This is a genomic window from Paraburkholderia acidiphila (assembly GCF_009789655.1).
In the GTDB taxonomy this organism is placed as follows: Bacteria; Pseudomonadota; Gammaproteobacteria; order Burkholderiales; family Burkholderiaceae; genus Paraburkholderia; species Paraburkholderia acidiphila.
Genome location: NZ_CP046909.1, coordinates 559,158 through 575,965 on the forward strand (window position 1 = coordinate 559,158; position 16,808 = coordinate 575,965).

Sequence of the window (16,808 nt, forward strand, 5' to 3'; positions counted from 1 at the left end):
CTGCGAAGCAAAATCGCCGGATCAGAACACGTGCTCGGCTCCCGGGAACGTGCCTTCCTTTACCGCCTGCACATACGCGCGCACAGCCGATTCGATATCGGGCTGGCCCGCCATGAAATCCTTCACGAAGCGCGGCCGCTTGCCTGGGAAAATGCCAAGCATGTCGTGCAGCACGAGCACCTGGCCCGAGCAGTCCACGCCCGCGCCAATGCCGATGGTCGGAATGCGCAGCTGCTTCGTGACTTCCGCGCCGAGCGCCGCGGGCACGGCCTCGATCACCACGAGTTGCGCGCCCGCGTCCTGCAGCGCCAGCGCGTCGCGAATCAGCTGGGTGGCGGCCGCGTCGCTCTTGCCCTGCACCTTGAAACCGCCGAAGGCATGCACCGACTGCGGCGTGAGGCCGATGTGCGCGCACACGGGCACGGCGCGCTCCACGAGCATTTTCACCGTGGGCGCGAGCCATTCGCCGCCCTCGATCTTCACCATCTGCGCGCCGGCGCGCATGAGCTTCACCGAGTTCGCGAACGCATCTTCGGGCGTGCCGAAGGTGCCGAATGGCAGGTCCGCCACGATCAGCGCCTTGGTTTGCACACGCGCCACGCACGCCGTGTGATACGCGATGTCGTCGATGGTGACGGGCAGCGTCGTGGTGTGCCCCTGGAGCACGTTGCCGAGCGAGTCGCCGATCAGCACCGTATCGACGCCCGCGCGGTCGCACAGCGCCGAGAAGCTCGCGTCGTAGCAGGTCAGCATGGCGATGCGCTCGCCTGCGTCGCGCATGGCCTGAAGTTTGGGCACGGTGACCGCGCCGCGGCTCGTTTCCTGCAGGTAAGTCATGGGGAAATCCGTTGGGAAAGGTAAAAACGGGGAGGGGCTGCGCCGCGCGTTCGATCGATCGAGCCGATGAAACGGTTATAGCGACGTGCCCTTGACGAAGGATTCCTTGCGGCCGCGCATCGTCTCAATGCGTTCGGCGACGAGCGCTAGGTCCGCATCGGAATCGAGCAGATCCAGATGTTCCGCGCCGACGGTGAGCACCGGCGCATGATCGTAATGATAGAAAAAATCGTTGTAGCTGTCGCAGAGCGCACGCAGGAACGCGCTCGAGATCGGCAGCTCGCGCGGTATTGCCCGCTTCTGGATACGCGCGTAGAGCGCCTCGGGGCTCGCCTGCAGATAGACGACGAGGTCGGGCGCGGGAGCGGATGACGTCAAACGCGAGGCGAGCGCGCGGTAGAGCGGCAATTCGTCTTCAGCGAGCGTGAGGCGCGCGAAGAGGTCGTTGCGTTCGGCGAGGAAATTCGTCACGAGCGGCACGTTCGCGGCACGGCGCGCGGCCACTTCGCGCGAAAGCTGCTCGCGCTGCAAGGCGATATGCAACTGCGCGGCGAGCGCATGCGACGAAGGCGCGGTGTCGCGATACACACGCTCCAGGAACGGATTTTCCGCGTTCGATTCGAACAGCGTCTGCATCGACCAGCGTTCGGCGAGGCGCGTGGCGAGCGTGGTCTTGCCCGCGCCGATCGGCCCTTCGATGACGATGTACTGAAGCGCTGCGGGCCGCGTGGCGCGTGCGCTGACGACGGGCAGGGGTGCCGTGCTCATCGGCAGTTGCCGGCGGGCGGCGTGTCGGGTGCGGGCGCTGCGCCCATGCACTGGCACAGCGGCTTGACCTTCTCGATGCGCTGGTCGGCCACGGCGGCAAGAAACGCGCTGGCGGGCCCGAGACCCGGAATCACGAGTTCGGGATCGATCTCGACGAGCGGCACGAGCGCGAACGCACGGCCCGTCATGCGTGGATGCGGCACGACGAGGTCGGTCTCGTCGATAGAGACGTTGCCGTAAAGCAGGATATCGATGTCGAGCGTACGGGGCGCGTTGCGAAAGGGACGCTCCCGGCCGAAGTGATGCTCCACACGCTGGCACAGCGCGAGCAGCGCGTGTCCGTCGAGACTCGTCTCGACCTTCACGACGCAGTTGTAATAGTCGTCGCCGCCCGCGTCGATGGGCGCGGTGCGGTACAGACTCGATTTGGCGACGACGGTAAGGGTGTGCTGTTGTGCAAGGCACACCACCGCGTCTTTGAGGGTTTGGCGCGCATCCCCCAGATTCGCGCCAATTCCCAGCCAGGCAACCGTCATGGCTTCACTTCCTGCACTTTTGTTGCTGTTCGACACATGTGCGCCGCGGCTTGCCGCGACGCCGCACGGCGTCAGTCCTCGTGCGGACCGGCGTGGCCGTCATAGTCTGCACTGCTGGCTTCCTGCACATCATCCGCACCGGCTTCCGACGCAGCGCCTTCGCCCGTTCTGCGGCTCTTCGCGCCGCCGCGGCGGCGGCGCTTGCGCGGCGAGCGTTCCTTGCCGCCCTGCGACAGAAGCGCTTCGCGCGCGGCGATGTCGCCGGAAATGAAGTCCGTCCACCATTGACCGACTTCGGCGTCCAGCTCGCCCGATTCGCAGCGCAGCAGGAGGAAATCATACCCCGCTCTAAATCTTTGGTGTTCCAGCAGCTTGAGCGCGCCGCGGCCACGCTTTTCAAGGCGCAGCTGCAGACCCCAGATCTCGCGCATGTCCGACGAGAAGCGGCGATGGATCGCGAGCTTCTCCGTTTGCGCGTCGATCACGTCGTCCATCGCGCGATGCAGCGCCGGCACCGGGATTTCGCCCGCGGCCGTGTACTGTTGCCAGCGCTGCTGCACGTCGTGCCAAAGCAGCGTGGCGAACAGGAAGCCCGGCGACACCGGCTTGCCCGCGCGCACGCGCGCGTCGGTGTTCGAGAGCGCGAGCGTGATGAAACGCTCGCCCTGCGGCTGCTCGAGAATCACGTCGAGCAGCGGCAGGAGGCCGTGATGCAGCCCTTCCTTGCGCAGCCACCGCAGGCACTCGAGCGCGTGGCCCGAGAGCAGCAGCTTCAGCATCTCGTCGAACAGACGCGCCGCCGGCACGTTGTTGATGAGGTCCGCGAGCTTCGTGATCGGCTCGCGCGTGTGCTCTTCGATCTCGAAGCCGAGCTTCGCCGCGAAACGCACGACGCGCAGCATGCGCACCGGGTCTTCGCGGTAACGCGTGGCCGGGTCGCCGATCATGCGCAACAGGCGCGCGCGCATGTCGGCCATCCCGTTGTGATAGTCGAGCACCGTCTGCGTCGCCGGATCGTAGTACATCGCGTTGATCGTGAAGTCGCGGCGCGTGGCGTCTTCGTGCTGCTCGCCCCAGACGTTGTCGCGCAGCACACGGCCGCTCGCATCCACGGCGTGGGTCTTGCGGTCGAGTTCGTCGCGGCGCATGCGCCTGGCGGGCGCCGGGGCGGGCGCGGCATCGGCGGGCGGGGCGTCCACCAGCGCGCGGAACGTCGAAACCTCGATGATTTCCTGGCCGAACTGCACGTGCACGATCTGGAAGCGCCGGCCGATGATGCGCGCGCGGCGGAACAGCTTCTGCACCTGGTCGGGCGTGGCGTCGGTGGCCACGTCGAAGTCCTTGGGCGCGACGCCGAGCAGCAGGTCGCGCACCGCGCCGCCTACGATGAACGCGCGGAAGCCGGCTTGCTGCAGGCCTTCGGTCACGCGTACGGCGTTGCGCGAGATCAGCGCGGGATTGATGCCGTGGACATCGGCGGAAAGGATGACCGGCGTGGCCGGGTCGGGCGCGCCTTTGCCACCACGCGCCTTCGACGTTTTCTGCGCGCTGGCCGGCTTGCGGCGCGCGCGGGTGGTGCCGGCGGCAGCCCCTTCATGCGAGGGCGCGTGCGGATCGGCGGCGGGGGCTTCGGTGTCTTGCGCCGCTTCGGCGTCGTCCTGGCCGAACAGCTTGCGGATGAGTTTCTTGATCACTGGGCTTGGAACAAATCGAGGATGCGCCAGCCCGCTTGTTGCGCGTGAGCGCGCAGGGTGTCGTCGGGGTTGGTGGCGATCGGGTCGGTGACCTTTTCGAGCAGCGGGATGTCGTTGTGCGAGTCGCTATAGAAGTAGCTGTGCTCGAAGTCCGACCAGTTCTTGCCGAGCGAGGCGAGCCATGCTTCGACGCGCACGATCTTGCCTTCGCGGTAGCTCGGCGTGCCCGTCGGGCGGCCGGTGAAGGCGGATGCCGGATGGCCGTCCACGGTTTCGACTTCGCACGCGATCAGCTTGTCCACGCCGAACACCTCGGCGATGGGCGCCGTGATGAATTCGTTGGTGGCCGTGACCACGCAGCAGAGATCGCCCGCTTCCTTGTGCTTTTTCACAAGCTCGACCGCGCTCGGCAGGATGGTTGGCTTGATCACTTCGTGCATGTACTGGTCGTGCCATTCCTTCAACTGCGCGCGCGAATATTTCGCGAGCGGCGTGAGCATGGCGACGAGGTACGCGTGGATGTCGAGCTTGCCGGCCTTGTAGTCGGCGTAGAAGCGGTCGTTCTGCTGCGCAAAGCGCTCGCCGTCGACAATGCCGAGCTTCACCATGAAGCGGCCCCATTCGTGGTCGCTGTCGGTGGGGATCAGGGTGTGATCGAGGTCAAAAAGTGCAAGGTTAGCCATGGGCGCTCATTTTACTTGAAGCGGGGCACGCCGTTGCCGCCGCCGGCGGGCGGCGTCGGCGCGGCGGGGTCCGCGGGGGATTCGGGTGAGGAAGGCGTGGCGCCGTCCTGCGCGTTGGACGGAGCGGGCGTTGCCGGTGTCTGAGCTTGCGCCGAGGTTTCTTGCGGCGCCTCACCGGTGTTCACTGCGGTGTTCGCCGCGCTTGCTGCGGTCCCATCTGGCGGATCGAGATCGCCGCGCAGTTCGCCGCTCATTTCGTTGCTCACGTCGGCTTCGACCTCGCCCTTGAGGTCCGTGCCCAGTTCCTTGTGGACGACGTGACGATATTTGGCCCCTAATTCGCCTTCGACGTTGTCGGTCGGTTTGTCGAACGGCACGGGCGCCGGTGGGCGCGCTTGCAGGGCGGGGGCTTTCGGCGCTTCGTAGGGCTGGGCGTCGTCGTCGGGCTCGGCGGCGGGCTCGGGCGGCACTACTGGCTCTGGCAACTCATCGAGACCGGCGAGCTGCGTTTGCGCCGGGATGTCTTCATCCGGAGCCGCGTCGCCTTCGTCCGCTTGCGCCGCTTCGCTCGTTTGCGCGGGCTCTTCGCCGTCAAGCGCGTCGTCCGTCGCCAGCGTGCTCGCTACGCTCACCAGATCGCCCACGCCCTTGGCGAGCATCGCGCGCAAGAGGGGCAGCGTGACCGCGCGCTTCTGTTCGAGCGAGAAGCGGTCGAGTGCGTCGAGCAAGCCCATGAGGCTCGGCATGTCGCGCCGGAAGTGCGTGAGCAGGTAGGCGGGCACGTCGTCGGCGAGCGCAATGCCGCGCTCGCGCGCCGCGAGCTTGAGGATCGCCGCCTTGCCTTCGTCCGAAAGCGGTGCAAGGTGGAACACGAGCCCCCAGCCGAGGCGCGTGCGCAGGTCCTCGCGCACGGCGAGCCCCATGGGCGGCGCGTTGCCCGTCGCGACGAGCGCGCAGCCGGGGTACGAGCGCACCTCGTTGAACAGGTTGAAGAGCGCGATTTGCTGCGCGCCCGAGAGCGAGTCGCAGTCGTCCACCGCGTAGATTGTCACGCGCGGATCGAACGTGAACGCGGCCAGCGCGCTTTGCGGGCCCAGATAACGCACGTGCCCCGGCGGCGCCTCGTCGGCGAGCGCGTGTAGCAAATGGCTGCGCCCGTTGCCCGGTTCGCCCCAGACATAGAACGTGCGATCGGCGATGGGGCCGGCCGTGAGCGCCGCGTCCAGACCGCGCAGGCGCGCGACCAGCTCGGCGTTGGCGCCGATATGGAAGTTGTCGAAGGTCGATGGCGGCGGGGTGCCGAGATCGAGCGTTAACTGTCGCTGCACGGTGTGTCTGGACGGATTCGGTTCTAGTAAAGCGTGCTCTCGCGAGAACTGCGGTGAGAACTGCGCAAAGCACTGAGCCGCGAGCGCCGCAGCACGGGGCCGACGGCGAGCGCGATCCCGGTCCAGATAGCGGCCCGACGCGGGTACTGCGCGAAATACGGTGTGTTCTGCGGCAAAACTCGGTTTCCGGTTGGGGGGCGCCAGGCGAGACGCGTTCCAAATCTCGCTCCAAGCGCGGCGGCGGGGCGCCGTCAATCGGTTAAAATCGCATTTTACCGACCTTCTGGCGCTTCCCCATGAATCAACCGAAATCCGGCCCCGCTAATCAGGAACAAGGCCTCTCCTACGCCGACGCTGGCGTCGACATGGTCGCGGGCGACGCGCTCGTCGACCGCATCAAGCCGTTTGCGAAGAAGACCCTGCGCGAAGGCGTGATGGGCGGCATCGGCGGATTCGGCGCGCTCTTCGAAGTGCCGAAGCGGTACAAGGAACCCGTGCTGGTTTCGGGCACCGACGGCGTGGGCACCAAGCTGCGTCTCGCGTTTCATCTGAACAAACACGACACGGTCGGCCAGGATCTCGTCGCGATGAGCGTGAACGACATCCTCGTGCAGGGCGCCGAGCCGCTGTTCTTCCTCGACTACTTCGCCTGCGGCAAGCTGGACGTCGACACGGCCGCCACGGTCGTGAAGGGCATCGCACAAGGCTGCGAGCTGTCGGGCTGCGCGCTGATCGGCGGCGAAACGGCCGAAATGCCGGGCATGTACCCCGACGGCGAATACGACCTGGCCGGTTTCGCGGTCGGCGCGGTCGAAAAGAGCAAGATCATCGACGGCAGCACGATCGCCCCGGGCGACGTGGTGCTGGGTCTCGCGTCGAGCGGCATCCACTCGAACGGCTTCTCGCTCGTGCGCAAGATCATCGAGCGCGCCCAGCCGGACCTCGCCGCCGACTTCGACGGCCGCTCGCTCGCGGACGCGCTGATGGCGCCCACGCGCATCTACGTGAAGCCGCTGCTCAAGCTGATGGAAACCATCACGGTGAAGGGCATGGCGCACATTACGGGCGGCGGGCTCGTCGAGAACATTCCGCGCGTCCTGCGCGAAGGCCTCACGGCTGAACTGGATCACACGGCGTGGCCGCTGCCGCCGCTCTTCACGTGGCTGCAGCAGCACGGCGGCGTGGCCGACGCGGAAATGCACCGTGTGTTCAACTGCGGCATCGGCATGGCCGTGGTCGTGGCGGCCGATCAGGCCGATGCGGCGCTCGCGCAGCTGGCCGCTGCGGGCGAGCAAGTGTGGAAGATCGGCGTGGTGCGCGAAAGCAAGGAAGGCGAAGCGCAGACCGTGGTGATCTAAGCCTCACGCGCTCCCGCGCAAAAAAATGCCCGCCATTGCCTGGCGGGCATTTTTCTTTTCGGCGCGGCGTTATGCGTTACAGCACCGTGCGCACGTGCCAAAGCTCGGGGAACAGCACGACGTCGAGCATCTTGCGCAGATACGGCGCGCCGTTCGTGCCGCCCGTACCCTGCTTGAAGCCGATGATGCGCTCGACCGTCGTCACGTGGCGAAAGCGCCATTGACGGAACGCGTCTTCGAGATCGACGAGTTCTTCTGCCATCTCGTACAAATCCCAGTACTCCGAAGGATTGCGATACACCTCCAGCCACGCGGCCTCGACCGTGGCGTCGTGCTCGGTCGGCAGCGACCAGTCGCGGTTCAGACGCTCGGGCGCGATCGCAAAGCCGCGTCGCGCGAGCAGGCGAATCACTTCGTCGTAGAACGAAGGCGCTTTGAGCGTCGCTTTGACCTGCTCGAAAATTTCGCCGCGATGCTCGTGCGGCTTGAGCATCTGCGCGTTCTTGTTGCCGAGCAGGAATTCGATCTGCCGGTACTGGTACGACTGGAAGCCCGATGATGCGCCCAGATACGGCCGCATGGCCGTGTACTCGGAGGGCGTGAGCGTCGAGAGGACGTTCCATGCCTGCACGAGCTGCTCCATGATGCGCGAGACACGCGCGAGCTGCTTGAACGCGGGCGGCAGCGCGTCGCGGTGCACGTTGGCGAGCGCCGCGCGCAGTTCGTAGAGCGCGAGCTTCATCCACAGCTCGCTTGTTTGATGCTGCACGATGAACAGCATCTCGTTGTGGTCGGGCGAGAGCGGGTGCTGCGCATTGAGCACGGCGTCGAGCGCGAGGTAGTCGCCGTAGCTCATCGACTTCGAGAAGTCGAGTTGCGCGTCGTGCCAGCCTTCGCCTTGCGCCGCTTGTTCGGGCGCTTGCGCCGTCGGCGCGACCGCGCCGTGTCCGAACGGGCAGCCGCCGCGTGCGGCGGTGGTTTCACCTGCGTCGGGCATGCCTGGGACTTGCATGTGATCGTTCATCTGCCGCTCCTCAGGTCACCGCGCCGCGCTCGGCGAATTCGGGCTTGCGCCAGGACTCGGTGGCGAGCACATCGCGCAGCGTTTCCACGGCGTCCCACACATCGGCGTAACGCAGATACAGCGGCGTGAAGCCGAAGCGCAGCACGCGCGGCTCGCGATAGTCGCCGATCACGCCGCGCGCGATCAACGCCTGCATCACCTCGTAGCCGTGCGGATGCTCGAAGCTCACGTGCGAGCCGCGCACCGCGTGTTCGCGCGGCGTGACGAGCGTGAGGCCGTATTCCTTGCAGCGCGTCTCGACCAGTTCGATGAAGAGGTCCGTGAGCGCGAGCGACTTGCGGCGAATGGCCTGCATGTCGGTTTGCAGGAACACGTCGAGACCGCATTCGACGAGCGCCATCGAAACGATCGGCTGCGTGCCGCAGAGGTAGCGGGCGATGCCGTCGTCGGGGCGGTACACGGGGTTCATCTCGAACGGCGCCTTATGCCCCCACCAGCCCGAGAGCGGCTGCGAGAACGCGCTTTGGTGGCGCTTGGGCACCCACACGAAGCCGGGCGAGCCGGGGCCGCCGTTCAGATACTTGTAGGTGCAGCCCACGGCGTAGTCGGCGTTCGCGCGGTTCAGGTCGACCGGCACGGCGCCCGCCGAATGTGCGAGGTCCCACAGTGCGAGCGCGCCCTGTGCGTGAATATGCTCGGTGAGCGCGTGCATGTCGTGCATCTCGCCCGTGCGGTAGTTCACGTGTGTGATCATCGCCACCGCCACGTCCTCGCGGATCGCGGCTGGCAGTTCGGCAGGGTCGTCGACGAGGCGCAGCTCGTAGCCGCGGTCGAGCTGCTCGATGAGCCCTTGTGCGATGTACAGGTCGCTCGGGAAGTTCGAGCGTTCCGAGACGATCACGCGGCGCTTCGGGTCGCGCGCGTTCTGCACGCGCAGCGCGGCGGACAGCGCCTTGAAGAGGTTGATCGAGATGGTGTCGGTGACGACGACTTCGTCGTCGGCCGCGCCGATCAGCTTCGCGAGCTTGTTGCCGAGGCGCTTGGGCATGGCGAACCAGCCCGCCGTGTTCCAGCTGCGGATGAGGCCTTCGCCCCATTCGCCGCCGATCACGGCCTGCGCGCGCGCGGCCGAGGCCGAGGGCGGCACGCCGAGCGAGTTGCCGTCGAGATAGATGGTGCCGGCCGCGAGCGTGAATTGCTCGCGCAGGGCGGCGAGCGGATCGGCGCGATCGGCTGCCAGGGCTTCGTTGCGGTCGTTCATGTCTGCGTTTCTGCGTTTCGTAATGTGGCGGGTTTGGCGGGAATTTCGTCGGCGGCGGCTTACGGCAATTCGCGCAGCACGGCGCGCACGGGGCTTGCGTCGAGGGTCGAGAACTTCAGCGGCAGCGCAATGAGTTCGTAGTCGCCTGGTGTGACGTCGTCGAGCACGACGCCTTCGAGGATCGCCATGCGATGCGCGCGGATGCGGTGATGCGCGTCCATCGTCTTCGATTCCTGCGGGTCGAGCGAAGGGGTGTCGATGCCGATGAGACGCACGCCGTGCGCGGCCAGCAGATCGATCGTTTCTGGCGCGACGGCGCAAAACTTGCTGTCCCAGTGGTCCTGCGGCGCGTGCGCATAAGTGCGCAGCAGCACGCGCAGCGGGATGCCTGGCAGCGCGCCTTGCACGTGCTCGGGCAGCACGAGGGGCGCTGCGCCCACGCAATGAATCACGCGGCACGCGCCGATATACGTATCCAGCGGGACTTCGCCGATCGGCGCGCCTTCGGCGTCGTAGTGCAGCGGGGCGTCGGTGTGCGCGCCGGTGTGCGGCGAAAGCGTCACGCGCGCGACATTGACCGGCGAGCCCGCCTCCATGCGCCACACGCGCTCGACGCTCACGGACGTGTCGCCGGGCCAGACGGGCGTTGCCGGGTGAATTTGCGGGGAAATGTCTTTGATCTGTGTCATCTCAAAGTTGTTGCGTCTCCTGATGCTTCGAATGATAGGCAACTCGCCGCGAAATGTGCTTGCAAAAAAACGCCGCAAACTCCCGTTGTTGGCACATAATTTGTCTTAAGACGGGAATGGAGACCAAATATGAACGCAATCTCGCTTGATGCTACCGATTGCCGTATTCTCGCCGTGCTGCAGAACGAGGGGCGGATCAGCAATCTCGACCTTGCGGAGCGCATCTCACTCTCGCCATCGGCATGCCTGCGCCGTTTGCGGCTGCTCGAGGAGCAGGGCGTGGTGGAGCGTTACCGCGCGAGTCTGAACCGGGAAATTCTCGGCTTCGAGATGGAGGCTTTCGTGCAGGTGTCGATGCGCAACGACCAGGAGAGCTGGCACGAGCGTTTCGTCACGGCGCTGCGCGACTGGCCGGAGGTGGTGGGGGCGTATGTGGTGACGGGCGAGACGCACTACCTGCTGCGCGTGCTCGCGCACAACCTCAAGCACTACTCGGACTTCGTGCTCAACAAGCTGTACAAGGCGCCGGGCGTGATGGACATCCGCTCGAACATCGTGCTCACGACGCTCAAGGTGGAAGTGGGCGTGCCGGTGGACCTGATCGCGCAGCGCGAGCCCAAGAGCGCGCAGGCTTAACTGGAAGCGAGGGGGTGCCCCCTCGCGGCGTCAGAGCGACTGCAGCTGGTGGAACGCGCCGCCGTGGAACACGAGCGGCGAAGCGTCCGTGCCATCTTCGCGCACGCCGCAGCGTTCCACTTCCCCGACGAAAATCACGTGGTCGCCTTCGTCGTAGCGGCTGCGGTTGTGGCACTCGAACCATGCGATCGCGCCGTCCAGCACGGGCATGCCGGTGTCGCCGGCCGCGTGCGAGACGCCCTCGAAACGGTCGCCTTTCACGGTCGCAAAGCGCTTGCACAGGTCGAGCTGCGACGCGGCGAGCACATTGATCACATAATGGCTGTTCGAGCGGAACACGGGCATGGAAGCGGAGCGCGTGGCGAGGCTCCACAGCACGAGCGGCGGATTGAGCGAGACCGAGTTGAACGAGCTGGCGGTGATGCCGATGAGCGTGCCGTCGGGCGCGCGCGTCGTGATGACGGTCACGCCGGTGGCGAACTGGCCAAGCGCGCGGCGGAAGGCGCCGTCGTCGAAGTTGGGCGGGCTGGCGCGGCGGGTCATCGGTGCAGGCCTGTATGGGCAGCGCGGGCCGCGCGCGCGGCGGCGGGAGCGGAAATCGGGATCAACGTCATGTGGAAATTCGGCGAATTGTCACAATTTTAGCGGAAGCGGCGGATGGCGGGTCGCGCGGGACACCGCGCGAGGTATCCGCAAACGCGTGCGCATTCACGATCAAAGGAGCGAACAGCATGAGTCAGAGAGTCGAAACGGCCACCCTGGGAGGCGGATGCTTCTGGTGCCTGGAGGCGGTGTATCTGCGCGTGGATGGGGTCAACGCGGTGGAGTCGGGCTACGCGGGCGGCCACGCGGCGAACCCGAGCTACGAGCAGGTCTGCGACGGCGAGACCGGCCACGCCGAGGTCGTGAAGGTGGATTTCGATCCCGCGAAGATCAGCTATCGCGAGATTCTCGACATCTTCTTCGCGATCCACGATCCCACGCAGCTGAACCGCCAGGGCAACGACGTGGGCACGCAGTACCGCTCGGTGATCTTCACGCACTCCGAGGCGCAGCGCGAAACGGCCGAGCAGGCGATTCGCGAATTGGCCTCTGAGGGCGTGTACGACGGCAAGATCGTCACCCAGGTGCTGCCGCTCGACGGCAACTATTTCCCCGCCGAGGCCTATCACCAGAACTACTTCGCGCAACACCCGAACCAGGGCTATTGCTCGTTCGTGGTCGCGCCGAAGGTCGCGAAGTTCCGCCAGAAGTTCGCGCACCGGCTCAAGCCGGAATAAGCGCCAACACGCGCGCGGGCGGTTTCGATACGCCGGTGCCGCTTAGCGCGTCAATCTTCGTTGTGTTCTTCTTCCTGCACGCCGGGCGATGCTTCGTCCGGCGTCGCGTCGCGCGCGGCGTCCAGCGCCATTTCCCCGCGTAAGCGTTCCATCTCGTCCGCAATCGCCCGCGCGAGCTTCGCGCACGTGAGCGGCGCCGATCCTTCCGCCTTGTTGTTCGTCGTAATCAGCACGGGCTGTCCCGCCATCGCATAGCGCGCGGCCAGTTCCGCGAGTGTGACGCGCGTATGCGGGTCTTCGTCCACCAGCTTGTCGAACGGCTCGTAGCGTGCCTTCGCCTGCTCGTACTTGAAGCCGCTATGCAGGCTCCAGCGCACGATCAGCGGGCCGGACGGGGCTTCGCCGTCCATCAGCGCGAGCGCGGCGGCCTGGCGCAGCGGGTCCGGCATGCGGGCATGCAGGCCCACGCAGTAGCGCACGCCCGCGGCGCGCAGCGTGCGCACGAAGCGCGGCGTGAGCAGGATCGCGTCGCGGATCTCGATGGCGTAGCAGGGGCCGTCGCCGGCTGCGCCGGGCTCGGTGGGTTTGGGCAGTGGCGGCAGCGCGGCGAGGAAGGCGGTCAGCCGTTCGACGAACGCCGCCGGGTCGGCCACCAGTTGATCGGGCAGCGGCGGGAACTGGAACACGAGCGCGCCCGCCTTGCTGCCAAGTCCCGCGAGGCACGGTTCGACGAATTCACGCGCGGCCAGCTCCGCGTTGAGGAAGCACGGGTTCGCCGAGACGGGCTCGCCACGTTCGCCGCGCACGCTGGCGTCGGTGACGAGCGCCGGCGCTTTCACGATGAAGCGGAAGTGGTCCGGCACCTGCTGCGCGTAGCGCAGGTAATCGGTGACGGTGAGCGGCGCGTAGAACGAGCGGTCAATGCTGACCGAGCGCAGCAGCGGATGCGCGCCGTAGGCCGAGAGGCCGTCGCGGGCGAGCTTGGACTGGCTGTAGTCCTCGCCGTAGACGATGCCGCGCCAGCCGGGAAACGACCACGACGAGGTGCCGAGGCGCACGCTCGCGGGCAACGCGGCGGCGACGTCGAGCGTATCTTGCGTGGCCACGGCGGGCAGCACGCCGCGGCCGCGGCGCTTGGGGGCGTCGCCGCTGGGCGCAGGCTTCTTCGGCGGTTTAGGGCGCGGCTCGCCTTCGTCGCGGGCTTCGATTTCAGCGTCGTCGTCGTGTGTGGCGCGAGCGGGGCGCCGGCTGGCGGATTGCGTGGCGGCCCTCGGCGCGGGCACCGGCGCCGAGAAGCCGAACAGGTCGGGCTGCGGCTCGGCGCGGTCTTCGGCTTTCGGCGCGTTGTGGCGTGTAACCGGGCGCGCAGCCGGTCGCACGGCGGGGTGGGCGGCGTCGGGTCCGGAATCGTTGGCCGACCCGAGCGTCATGTCGCCAAACAGGTCGTGGCCGTCGTCGCGTTCGTTCATGCGGTTGCGTCGCGCAGTGGCGTCTTGATGGCGGTCGTGGAGCGAAGCCGCGCGGGTCAGGCGCAACAGCGGGACCCGTTGATGAGCTGGCGGCGCGGCGAACCGCGCCGCCGCCTGCTTCAGAGCGGCTTCTCGTACATATACCGGCGCGACCACGGCAGCGTTGTCGCGCTGCGGCCGGCCTTGCGGCAGACGATCTGGAAGATCGACACGTCGTCGTGTTCGAACGCGTACGCGCAACCCGCCAGATAAACGCGCCAGATGCGGAATTTCTCGTCGTCGACGAGTTGCTTCGCTTCCTCGGCGCGCGCCTCGAAATTCTCTGCCCACAAATCGAGCGTGTGCGCATAGTGACGGCGCAGGCTCTCCACGTCAACCGCTTCGAGGCCGCCGCGCTGCGCTGCTTCGAGCGCGAGGCCGATGTGCGGCAGCTCGCCGTCGGGGAACACGTAGCGGTCGATGAATTCGCCGCCGCCGAGCGCCGTTTCGCCCGAATCGGCGTCCGACGAAGTGATGCCGTGATTCATGGCGACGCCGTTGTCGGCGAGCAGGTCGTGGACCTTGCGGAAATAGCCCGGCAGATTCTTGCGCCCGACGTGCTCGAACATCCCCACGCTCGTGATGCGGTCGAACTGGCCTTGTATGTCGCGATAGTCCTGCAGCCGGATCTCGATGCGATGTTCGAGGCCCGCGGCCTTCACGCGCGCGGTGGCGAGATCGAACTGGTTCTGCGAGAGCGTTACGCCCACGCAGCGCGCGCCGAACTTCTGCGCCGCGCGCAGCACGAGCGCGCCCCATCCGCAGCCGATATCGAGCAGCGTCTGACCTTCCTGCACCTGGATCTTGGTGAGGATGTGGTCGATTTTCTTGAGCTGGGCGGTGGCGAGGTCTTCATCGCCGTTCTCGAAATAGGCGCACGAATAGACCATGTTCTCGTCGAGCCAGAGCTGGTAGAACTCGTTCGAGACGTCGTAGTGGTACTGAATGGCCTGTTTGTCCGTGGACTTCGAATGCGTGAAGTAACGGCGCACGCGCGCGAGCTTGCTGGCGCTCGTGACCGTGTTGCGCGCGAGCGAATAGCTGATGTTGATGATGTCGGCGAGCTTGCCTTCGATGTCGATCTTGCCCTTCACGTAGGCCTCGCCGAGATTGTCGAGGCTCGGCGTGAGCAGGAGCGGCAGTGCGGAAGCGCTATTGACCTTGAGCGTGACCCGAGGCGCGGCGAAGTGGCCGAAGTCGTACTGCTGCCCGCTCCAGAGCACGAGGCGGGCGGGCAGATCGGCCTTGTTGCGCACTTCTTCTACCCACTGTGCGAGTTTTTTCTCCCAGAACATGCGTTTCTCTCCATGTCAGATGAACGGTTGAAGCCCAATGACAAAAGCGAATTGCGATGCAGGTTTTTTGGCGACAGCGTTATGGCAACAGCGAGGGACTAAACGGCGTGCAACGGAAGTGTGAGACGAAAACGCGCTTGGCGCGGCGTAAGTGCGCTACGCCGCGCGCGAGCGATTACGGCGCGAGACGATCGATCTTCCACGCCGTGTGCGCACCGTCACGCGTGTAGCGAATGCGGTCGTGCAGCCGCGACGGCCGGCCTTGCCAGAACTCGATCGCTTCCGGCACGAGCCGGTAGCCGCCCCAATGCGGCGGGCGCGGCGGCGCTTCGCCATACTGCGCGGCGATTTCGCGCTCGCGGGCTTCGAGCGTTTCGCGGTTCGCGATCACCGCGCTCTGCTCCGAGGCCCACGCGCCAATGCGCGAGCCGAGTGGGCGCGAGTTGAAATACGCGTCGCTTTCCTCGGCGCTCGTGAGTTCGACCTTGCCTTCGATGCGGACCTGGCGCTCCAGTTCGATCCAGTGAAAGAGCAGCGCCGCATGCGGATTCGCGCTCAGCTCGCGACCTTTGCGGCTCTCGTAGTTCGTGAAGAACACGAAGCCGCGCTCGTCCACGCCCTTGATGAGCAGGATGCGCGCGGCGGGGCGGCCTTGTGCGTCGACGGTCGCGACCGTCATGGCGTTGGGCTCGGGCAACTTCGCGTCGAGCGCCTGGGCGAACCAGGTCTGGAACTGGCGGATCGGATCGGGGTCGACGTCGGCGGCGTCGAGCGAGCCGAGCGAGTAGGTCTTGCGGAGATCGGCGAGGGATGTCATTTTTTATGCAAACGCTTCAATGCGGACAAGTCTATCGAACAGGTGGGCAAGCAAGGGGGCACGCGGCCTCGTTCGGCGCGATCAGGCAAAATACGGGTCTTGCGAGGACCGCGACAGCAGCGTGCGACCGGTCCGAGGTCCGCTTACGATTGCCTACCGTCATGTCCAGTACCCCGATTTCCCCTGCCGCCGGCTCCGTCGATCTTACCGCGAGCCCTGCCGACGATGTTGTAGACCGCGCCCGCCGATTCGGCGGAATCGCGCGGCTTTATGGCGCACCCGCGCTCGACGCGTTCGAGCGCGCTCACGTTGCCGTGATCGGCATTGGTGGCGTGGGTTCGTGGGCCGCCGAGGCGCTCGCGCGCAGCGCGATCGGCAAGCTCACGCTGATCGACCTCGACAACGTGGCCGAAAGCAACACCAACCGTCAGATTCACGCGCTCGACGGCAACTACGGCAAGCCGAAGGTCGAGGCCATGGCCGAGCGCATCAAGCTCATCGACCCGGCGTGCGATGTGCGTCTCGTCGAGGATTTCGTCGAACCGTCGAACTTTGCCGAGCTGCTGGGCGGCGGCTTCGACTATGTGATCGACGCCATCGACAGCGTGCGCACCAAGACCGCGCTGATCGCCTGGTGCGTGGAGCACCGCGTGCCGCTCATCACGGTGGGCGGCGCGGGCGGGCAGCTCGACCCCACGCGCATCCGTATCGACGATCTCGCGCTCACGATCCAGGACCCGCTGCTCTCCAAGGTGCGCGGCCAGTTGCGCAAGCAGCACGGATTTCCGCGCGGGCCGAAGTCGAGGTTCAAGGTGAGCGCCGTGTATTCGGACGAACCGCTCATCTATCCCGAAGCCGCCGTGTGTGATATCGACGCCGAGGCCGAGCACGTGACCACGTCGCCGGGGCATCACGGTCCGGTGGGGCTGAACTGCGCGGGCTTCGGCTCGAGCGTGTGCGTGACGGCGAGCTTTGGGTTCGCGGCGGCTTCGTATGTGCTGCGAACGCTGGCGCATCGCGCGATGAAGGGCTGACGCGCGCCGCCTTAACCGGTGCAATGCGACGGCGAAAAAAAACGCACGGCCCGTAAAAGG

The 16,808-nt window shown here is 66.4% G+C and carries 16 protein-coding genes and 1 pseudogene; 4 read left to right on the forward strand and 13 right to left on the reverse strand.

What is annotated here, in order from left to right; all coding sequences use genetic code 11:
• Positions 1–21 precede the first annotated feature (21 nt).
• From panB to hda, 6 genes and pseudogenes are all read right to left on the reverse strand, one after another.
• Complete coding sequence (gene panB, locus FAZ97_RS02530; RefSeq protein ID WP_158757036.1) at positions 22–837, reverse strand: 3-methyl-2-oxobutanoate hydroxymethyltransferase; 816 nt, start codon at positions 835–837, stop codon at positions 22–24.
• 75 nt (positions 838–912) lie between these two features.
• Positions 913–1,605, reverse strand: coding sequence for a deoxynucleoside kinase (locus tag FAZ97_RS02535; protein WP_158757037.1), 693 nt, complete (start codon positions 1,603–1,605; stop codon positions 913–915).
• Positions 1,602–2,141: a 2-amino-4-hydroxy-6-hydroxymethyldihydropteridine diphosphokinase gene (folK, locus tag FAZ97_RS02540; protein WP_158757038.1), complete on the reverse strand. Its 540-nt coding sequence runs from the start codon at positions 2,139–2,141 to the stop codon at positions 1,602–1,604. Before folK ends, FAZ97_RS02535 begins: the two co-directional genes overlap by 4 nt.
• Positions 2,142–2,212: 71 nt before the next feature.
• Complete coding sequence (gene pcnB / locus FAZ97_RS02545) at positions 2,213–3,835, reverse strand: polynucleotide adenylyltransferase PcnB (protein WP_158757039.1); 1,623 nt, start codon at positions 3,833–3,835, stop codon at positions 2,213–2,215.
• Entirely contained in the window at positions 3,832–4,518 is a 687-nt protein-coding gene (locus tag FAZ97_RS02550; protein WP_158757040.1) for a histidinol-phosphatase, read from the reverse strand. Before FAZ97_RS02550 ends, pcnB begins: the two co-directional genes overlap by 4 nt.
• Before the next feature lie 626 nt (positions 4,519–5,144).
• Positions 5,145–5,846: pseudogene (hda, locus tag FAZ97_RS02555) on the reverse strand (DnaA regulatory inactivator Hda); the annotation flags it as partial.
• A 296-nt stretch (positions 5,847–6,142) separates the two neighbouring features.
• On the opposite strand from hda, the gene purM reads away from it, so the two are divergent.
• Entirely contained in the window at positions 6,143–7,204 is a 1,062-nt protein-coding gene (purM, locus tag FAZ97_RS02560; RefSeq protein WP_158757041.1) for a phosphoribosylformylglycinamidine cyclo-ligase, read from the forward strand.
• 76 nt (positions 7,205–7,280) lie between these two features.
• Here purM and kynA read toward each other — a convergent pair whose 3' ends face one another.
• Genes kynA through kynB form a run of 3 tightly spaced genes read right to left on the reverse strand, consistent with a single transcriptional unit; the run spans position 7,281 to position 10,178 of the window.
• Positions 7,281–8,228, reverse strand: a complete 948-nt coding sequence (gene kynA, locus FAZ97_RS02565) for a tryptophan 2,3-dioxygenase (RefSeq protein ID WP_158757042.1) — start codon at positions 8,226–8,228, stop codon at positions 7,281–7,283.
• Positions 8,229–8,238: 10 nt separating this feature from the next.
• On the reverse strand, positions 8,239–9,489 hold the full coding sequence (kynU, locus tag FAZ97_RS02570) for a kynureninase (RefSeq protein WP_158757043.1): 1,251 nt from the start codon (positions 9,487–9,489) through the stop codon (positions 8,239–8,241).
• Positions 9,490–9,548: 59 nt separating this feature from the next.
• Positions 9,549–10,178, reverse strand: coding sequence for an arylformamidase (gene kynB / locus FAZ97_RS02575; protein WP_158757044.1), 630 nt, complete (start codon positions 10,176–10,178; stop codon positions 9,549–9,551).
• 129 nt (positions 10,179–10,307) lie between these two features.
• Between kynB and FAZ97_RS02580 the strand changes: the two genes are divergently transcribed.
• The gene (locus FAZ97_RS02580; protein ID WP_158757045.1) at positions 10,308–10,814 is read left to right on the forward strand and encodes an Lrp/AsnC family transcriptional regulator; all 507 of its coding nucleotides are present in this window, start codon (positions 10,308–10,310) and stop codon (positions 10,812–10,814) included.
• 30 nt (positions 10,815–10,844) lie between these two features.
• On the opposite strand, the gene FAZ97_RS02585 is transcribed toward FAZ97_RS02580, so the two are convergent.
• The gene (locus tag FAZ97_RS02585) at positions 10,845–11,357 is read right to left on the reverse strand and encodes a flavin reductase family protein (protein ID WP_069267771.1); all 513 of its coding nucleotides are present in this window, start codon (positions 11,355–11,357) and stop codon (positions 10,845–10,847) included.
• A 188-nt stretch (positions 11,358–11,545) separates the two neighbouring features.
• Here FAZ97_RS02585 and msrA point away from each other — a divergent pair, with 188 nt between their 5' ends.
• A complete protein-coding gene (msrA, locus tag FAZ97_RS02590; RefSeq protein ID WP_158757046.1) occupies positions 11,546–12,094 on the forward strand; it encodes a peptide-methionine (S)-S-oxide reductase MsrA in 549 nt (182 codons plus the stop codon).
• Positions 12,095–12,144: 50 nt separating this feature from the next.
• Here msrA and FAZ97_RS02595 read toward each other — a convergent pair whose 3' ends face one another.
• The 3 genes from FAZ97_RS02595 to pdxH form a co-directional block, all read right to left on the reverse strand.
• The gene (locus tag FAZ97_RS02595; RefSeq protein WP_233271618.1) at positions 12,145–13,563 is read right to left on the reverse strand and encodes a DUF72 domain-containing protein; all 1,419 of its coding nucleotides are present in this window, start codon (positions 13,561–13,563) and stop codon (positions 12,145–12,147) included.
• Between the two features lie 119 nt (positions 13,564–13,682).
• Entirely contained in the window at positions 13,683–14,897 is a 1,215-nt protein-coding gene (locus tag FAZ97_RS02600) for an SAM-dependent methyltransferase (RefSeq protein WP_158757047.1), read from the reverse strand.
• Between the two features lie 175 nt (positions 14,898–15,072).
• Positions 15,073–15,714, reverse strand: coding sequence for a pyridoxamine 5'-phosphate oxidase (gene pdxH / locus FAZ97_RS02605; protein WP_158757048.1), 642 nt, complete (start codon positions 15,712–15,714; stop codon positions 15,073–15,075).
• A 161-nt stretch (positions 15,715–15,875) separates the two neighbouring features.
• Here pdxH and tcdA point away from each other — a divergent pair, with 161 nt between their 5' ends.
• A complete protein-coding gene (gene tcdA / locus FAZ97_RS02610) occupies positions 15,876–16,748 on the forward strand; it encodes a tRNA cyclic N6-threonylcarbamoyladenosine(37) synthase TcdA (protein WP_158757049.1) in 873 nt (290 codons plus the stop codon).
• The last annotated feature ends 60 nt before the right edge of the window (positions 16,749–16,808 follow it).

Bases quoted from the DNA above. Each gene is read 5' to 3' on its own strand.
- panB (WP_158757036.1), bottom strand. From the start codon at position 837: ATGACTTACCTGCAGGAAACGAGCCGCGGCGCGGTCACCGTGCCCAAA.
- msrA (WP_158757046.1), top strand. From the start codon at position 11,546: ATGAGTCAGAGAGTCGAAACGGCCACCCTGGGAGGCGGATGCTTCTGG.
- FAZ97_RS02535 (WP_158757037.1), bottom strand. From the start codon at position 1,605: ATGAGCACGGCACCCCTGCCCGTCGTCAGCGCACGCGCCACGCGGCCC.
- FAZ97_RS02550 (WP_158757040.1), bottom strand. From the start codon at position 4,518: ATGGCTAACCTTGCACTTTTTGACCTCGATCACACCCTGATCCCCACC.
- folK (WP_158757038.1), bottom strand. From the start codon at position 2,141: ATGACGGTTGCCTGGCTGGGAATTGGCGCGAATCTGGGGGATGCGCGC.
- purM (WP_158757041.1), top strand. From the start codon at position 6,143: ATGAATCAACCGAAATCCGGCCCCGCTAATCAGGAACAAGGCCTCTCC.
- FAZ97_RS02580 (WP_158757045.1), top strand. From the start codon at position 10,308: ATGAACGCAATCTCGCTTGATGCTACCGATTGCCGTATTCTCGCCGTG.
- FAZ97_RS02595 (WP_233271618.1), bottom strand. From the start codon at position 13,563: ATGAACGAACGCGACGACGGCCACGACCTGTTTGGCGACATGACGCTC.
- FAZ97_RS02600 (WP_158757047.1), bottom strand. From the start codon at position 14,897: ATGTTCTGGGAGAAAAAACTCGCACAGTGGGTAGAAGAAGTGCGCAAC.
- kynA (WP_158757042.1), bottom strand. From the start codon at position 8,228: ATGAACGATCACATGCAAGTCCCAGGCATGCCCGACGCAGGTGAAACC.
- kynB (WP_158757044.1), bottom strand. From the start codon at position 10,178: ATGACACAGATCAAAGACATTTCCCCGCAAATTCACCCGGCAACGCCC.
- kynU (WP_158757043.1), bottom strand. From the start codon at position 9,489: ATGAACGACCGCAACGAAGCCCTGGCAGCCGATCGCGCCGATCCGCTC.
- FAZ97_RS02585 (WP_069267771.1), bottom strand. From the start codon at position 11,357: ATGACCCGCCGCGCCAGCCCGCCCAACTTCGACGACGGCGCCTTCCGC.
- tcdA (WP_158757049.1), top strand. From the start codon at position 15,876: ATGTCCAGTACCCCGATTTCCCCTGCCGCCGGCTCCGTCGATCTTACC.
- pdxH (WP_158757048.1), bottom strand. From the start codon at position 15,714: ATGACATCCCTCGCCGATCTCCGCAAGACCTACTCGCTCGGCTCGCTC.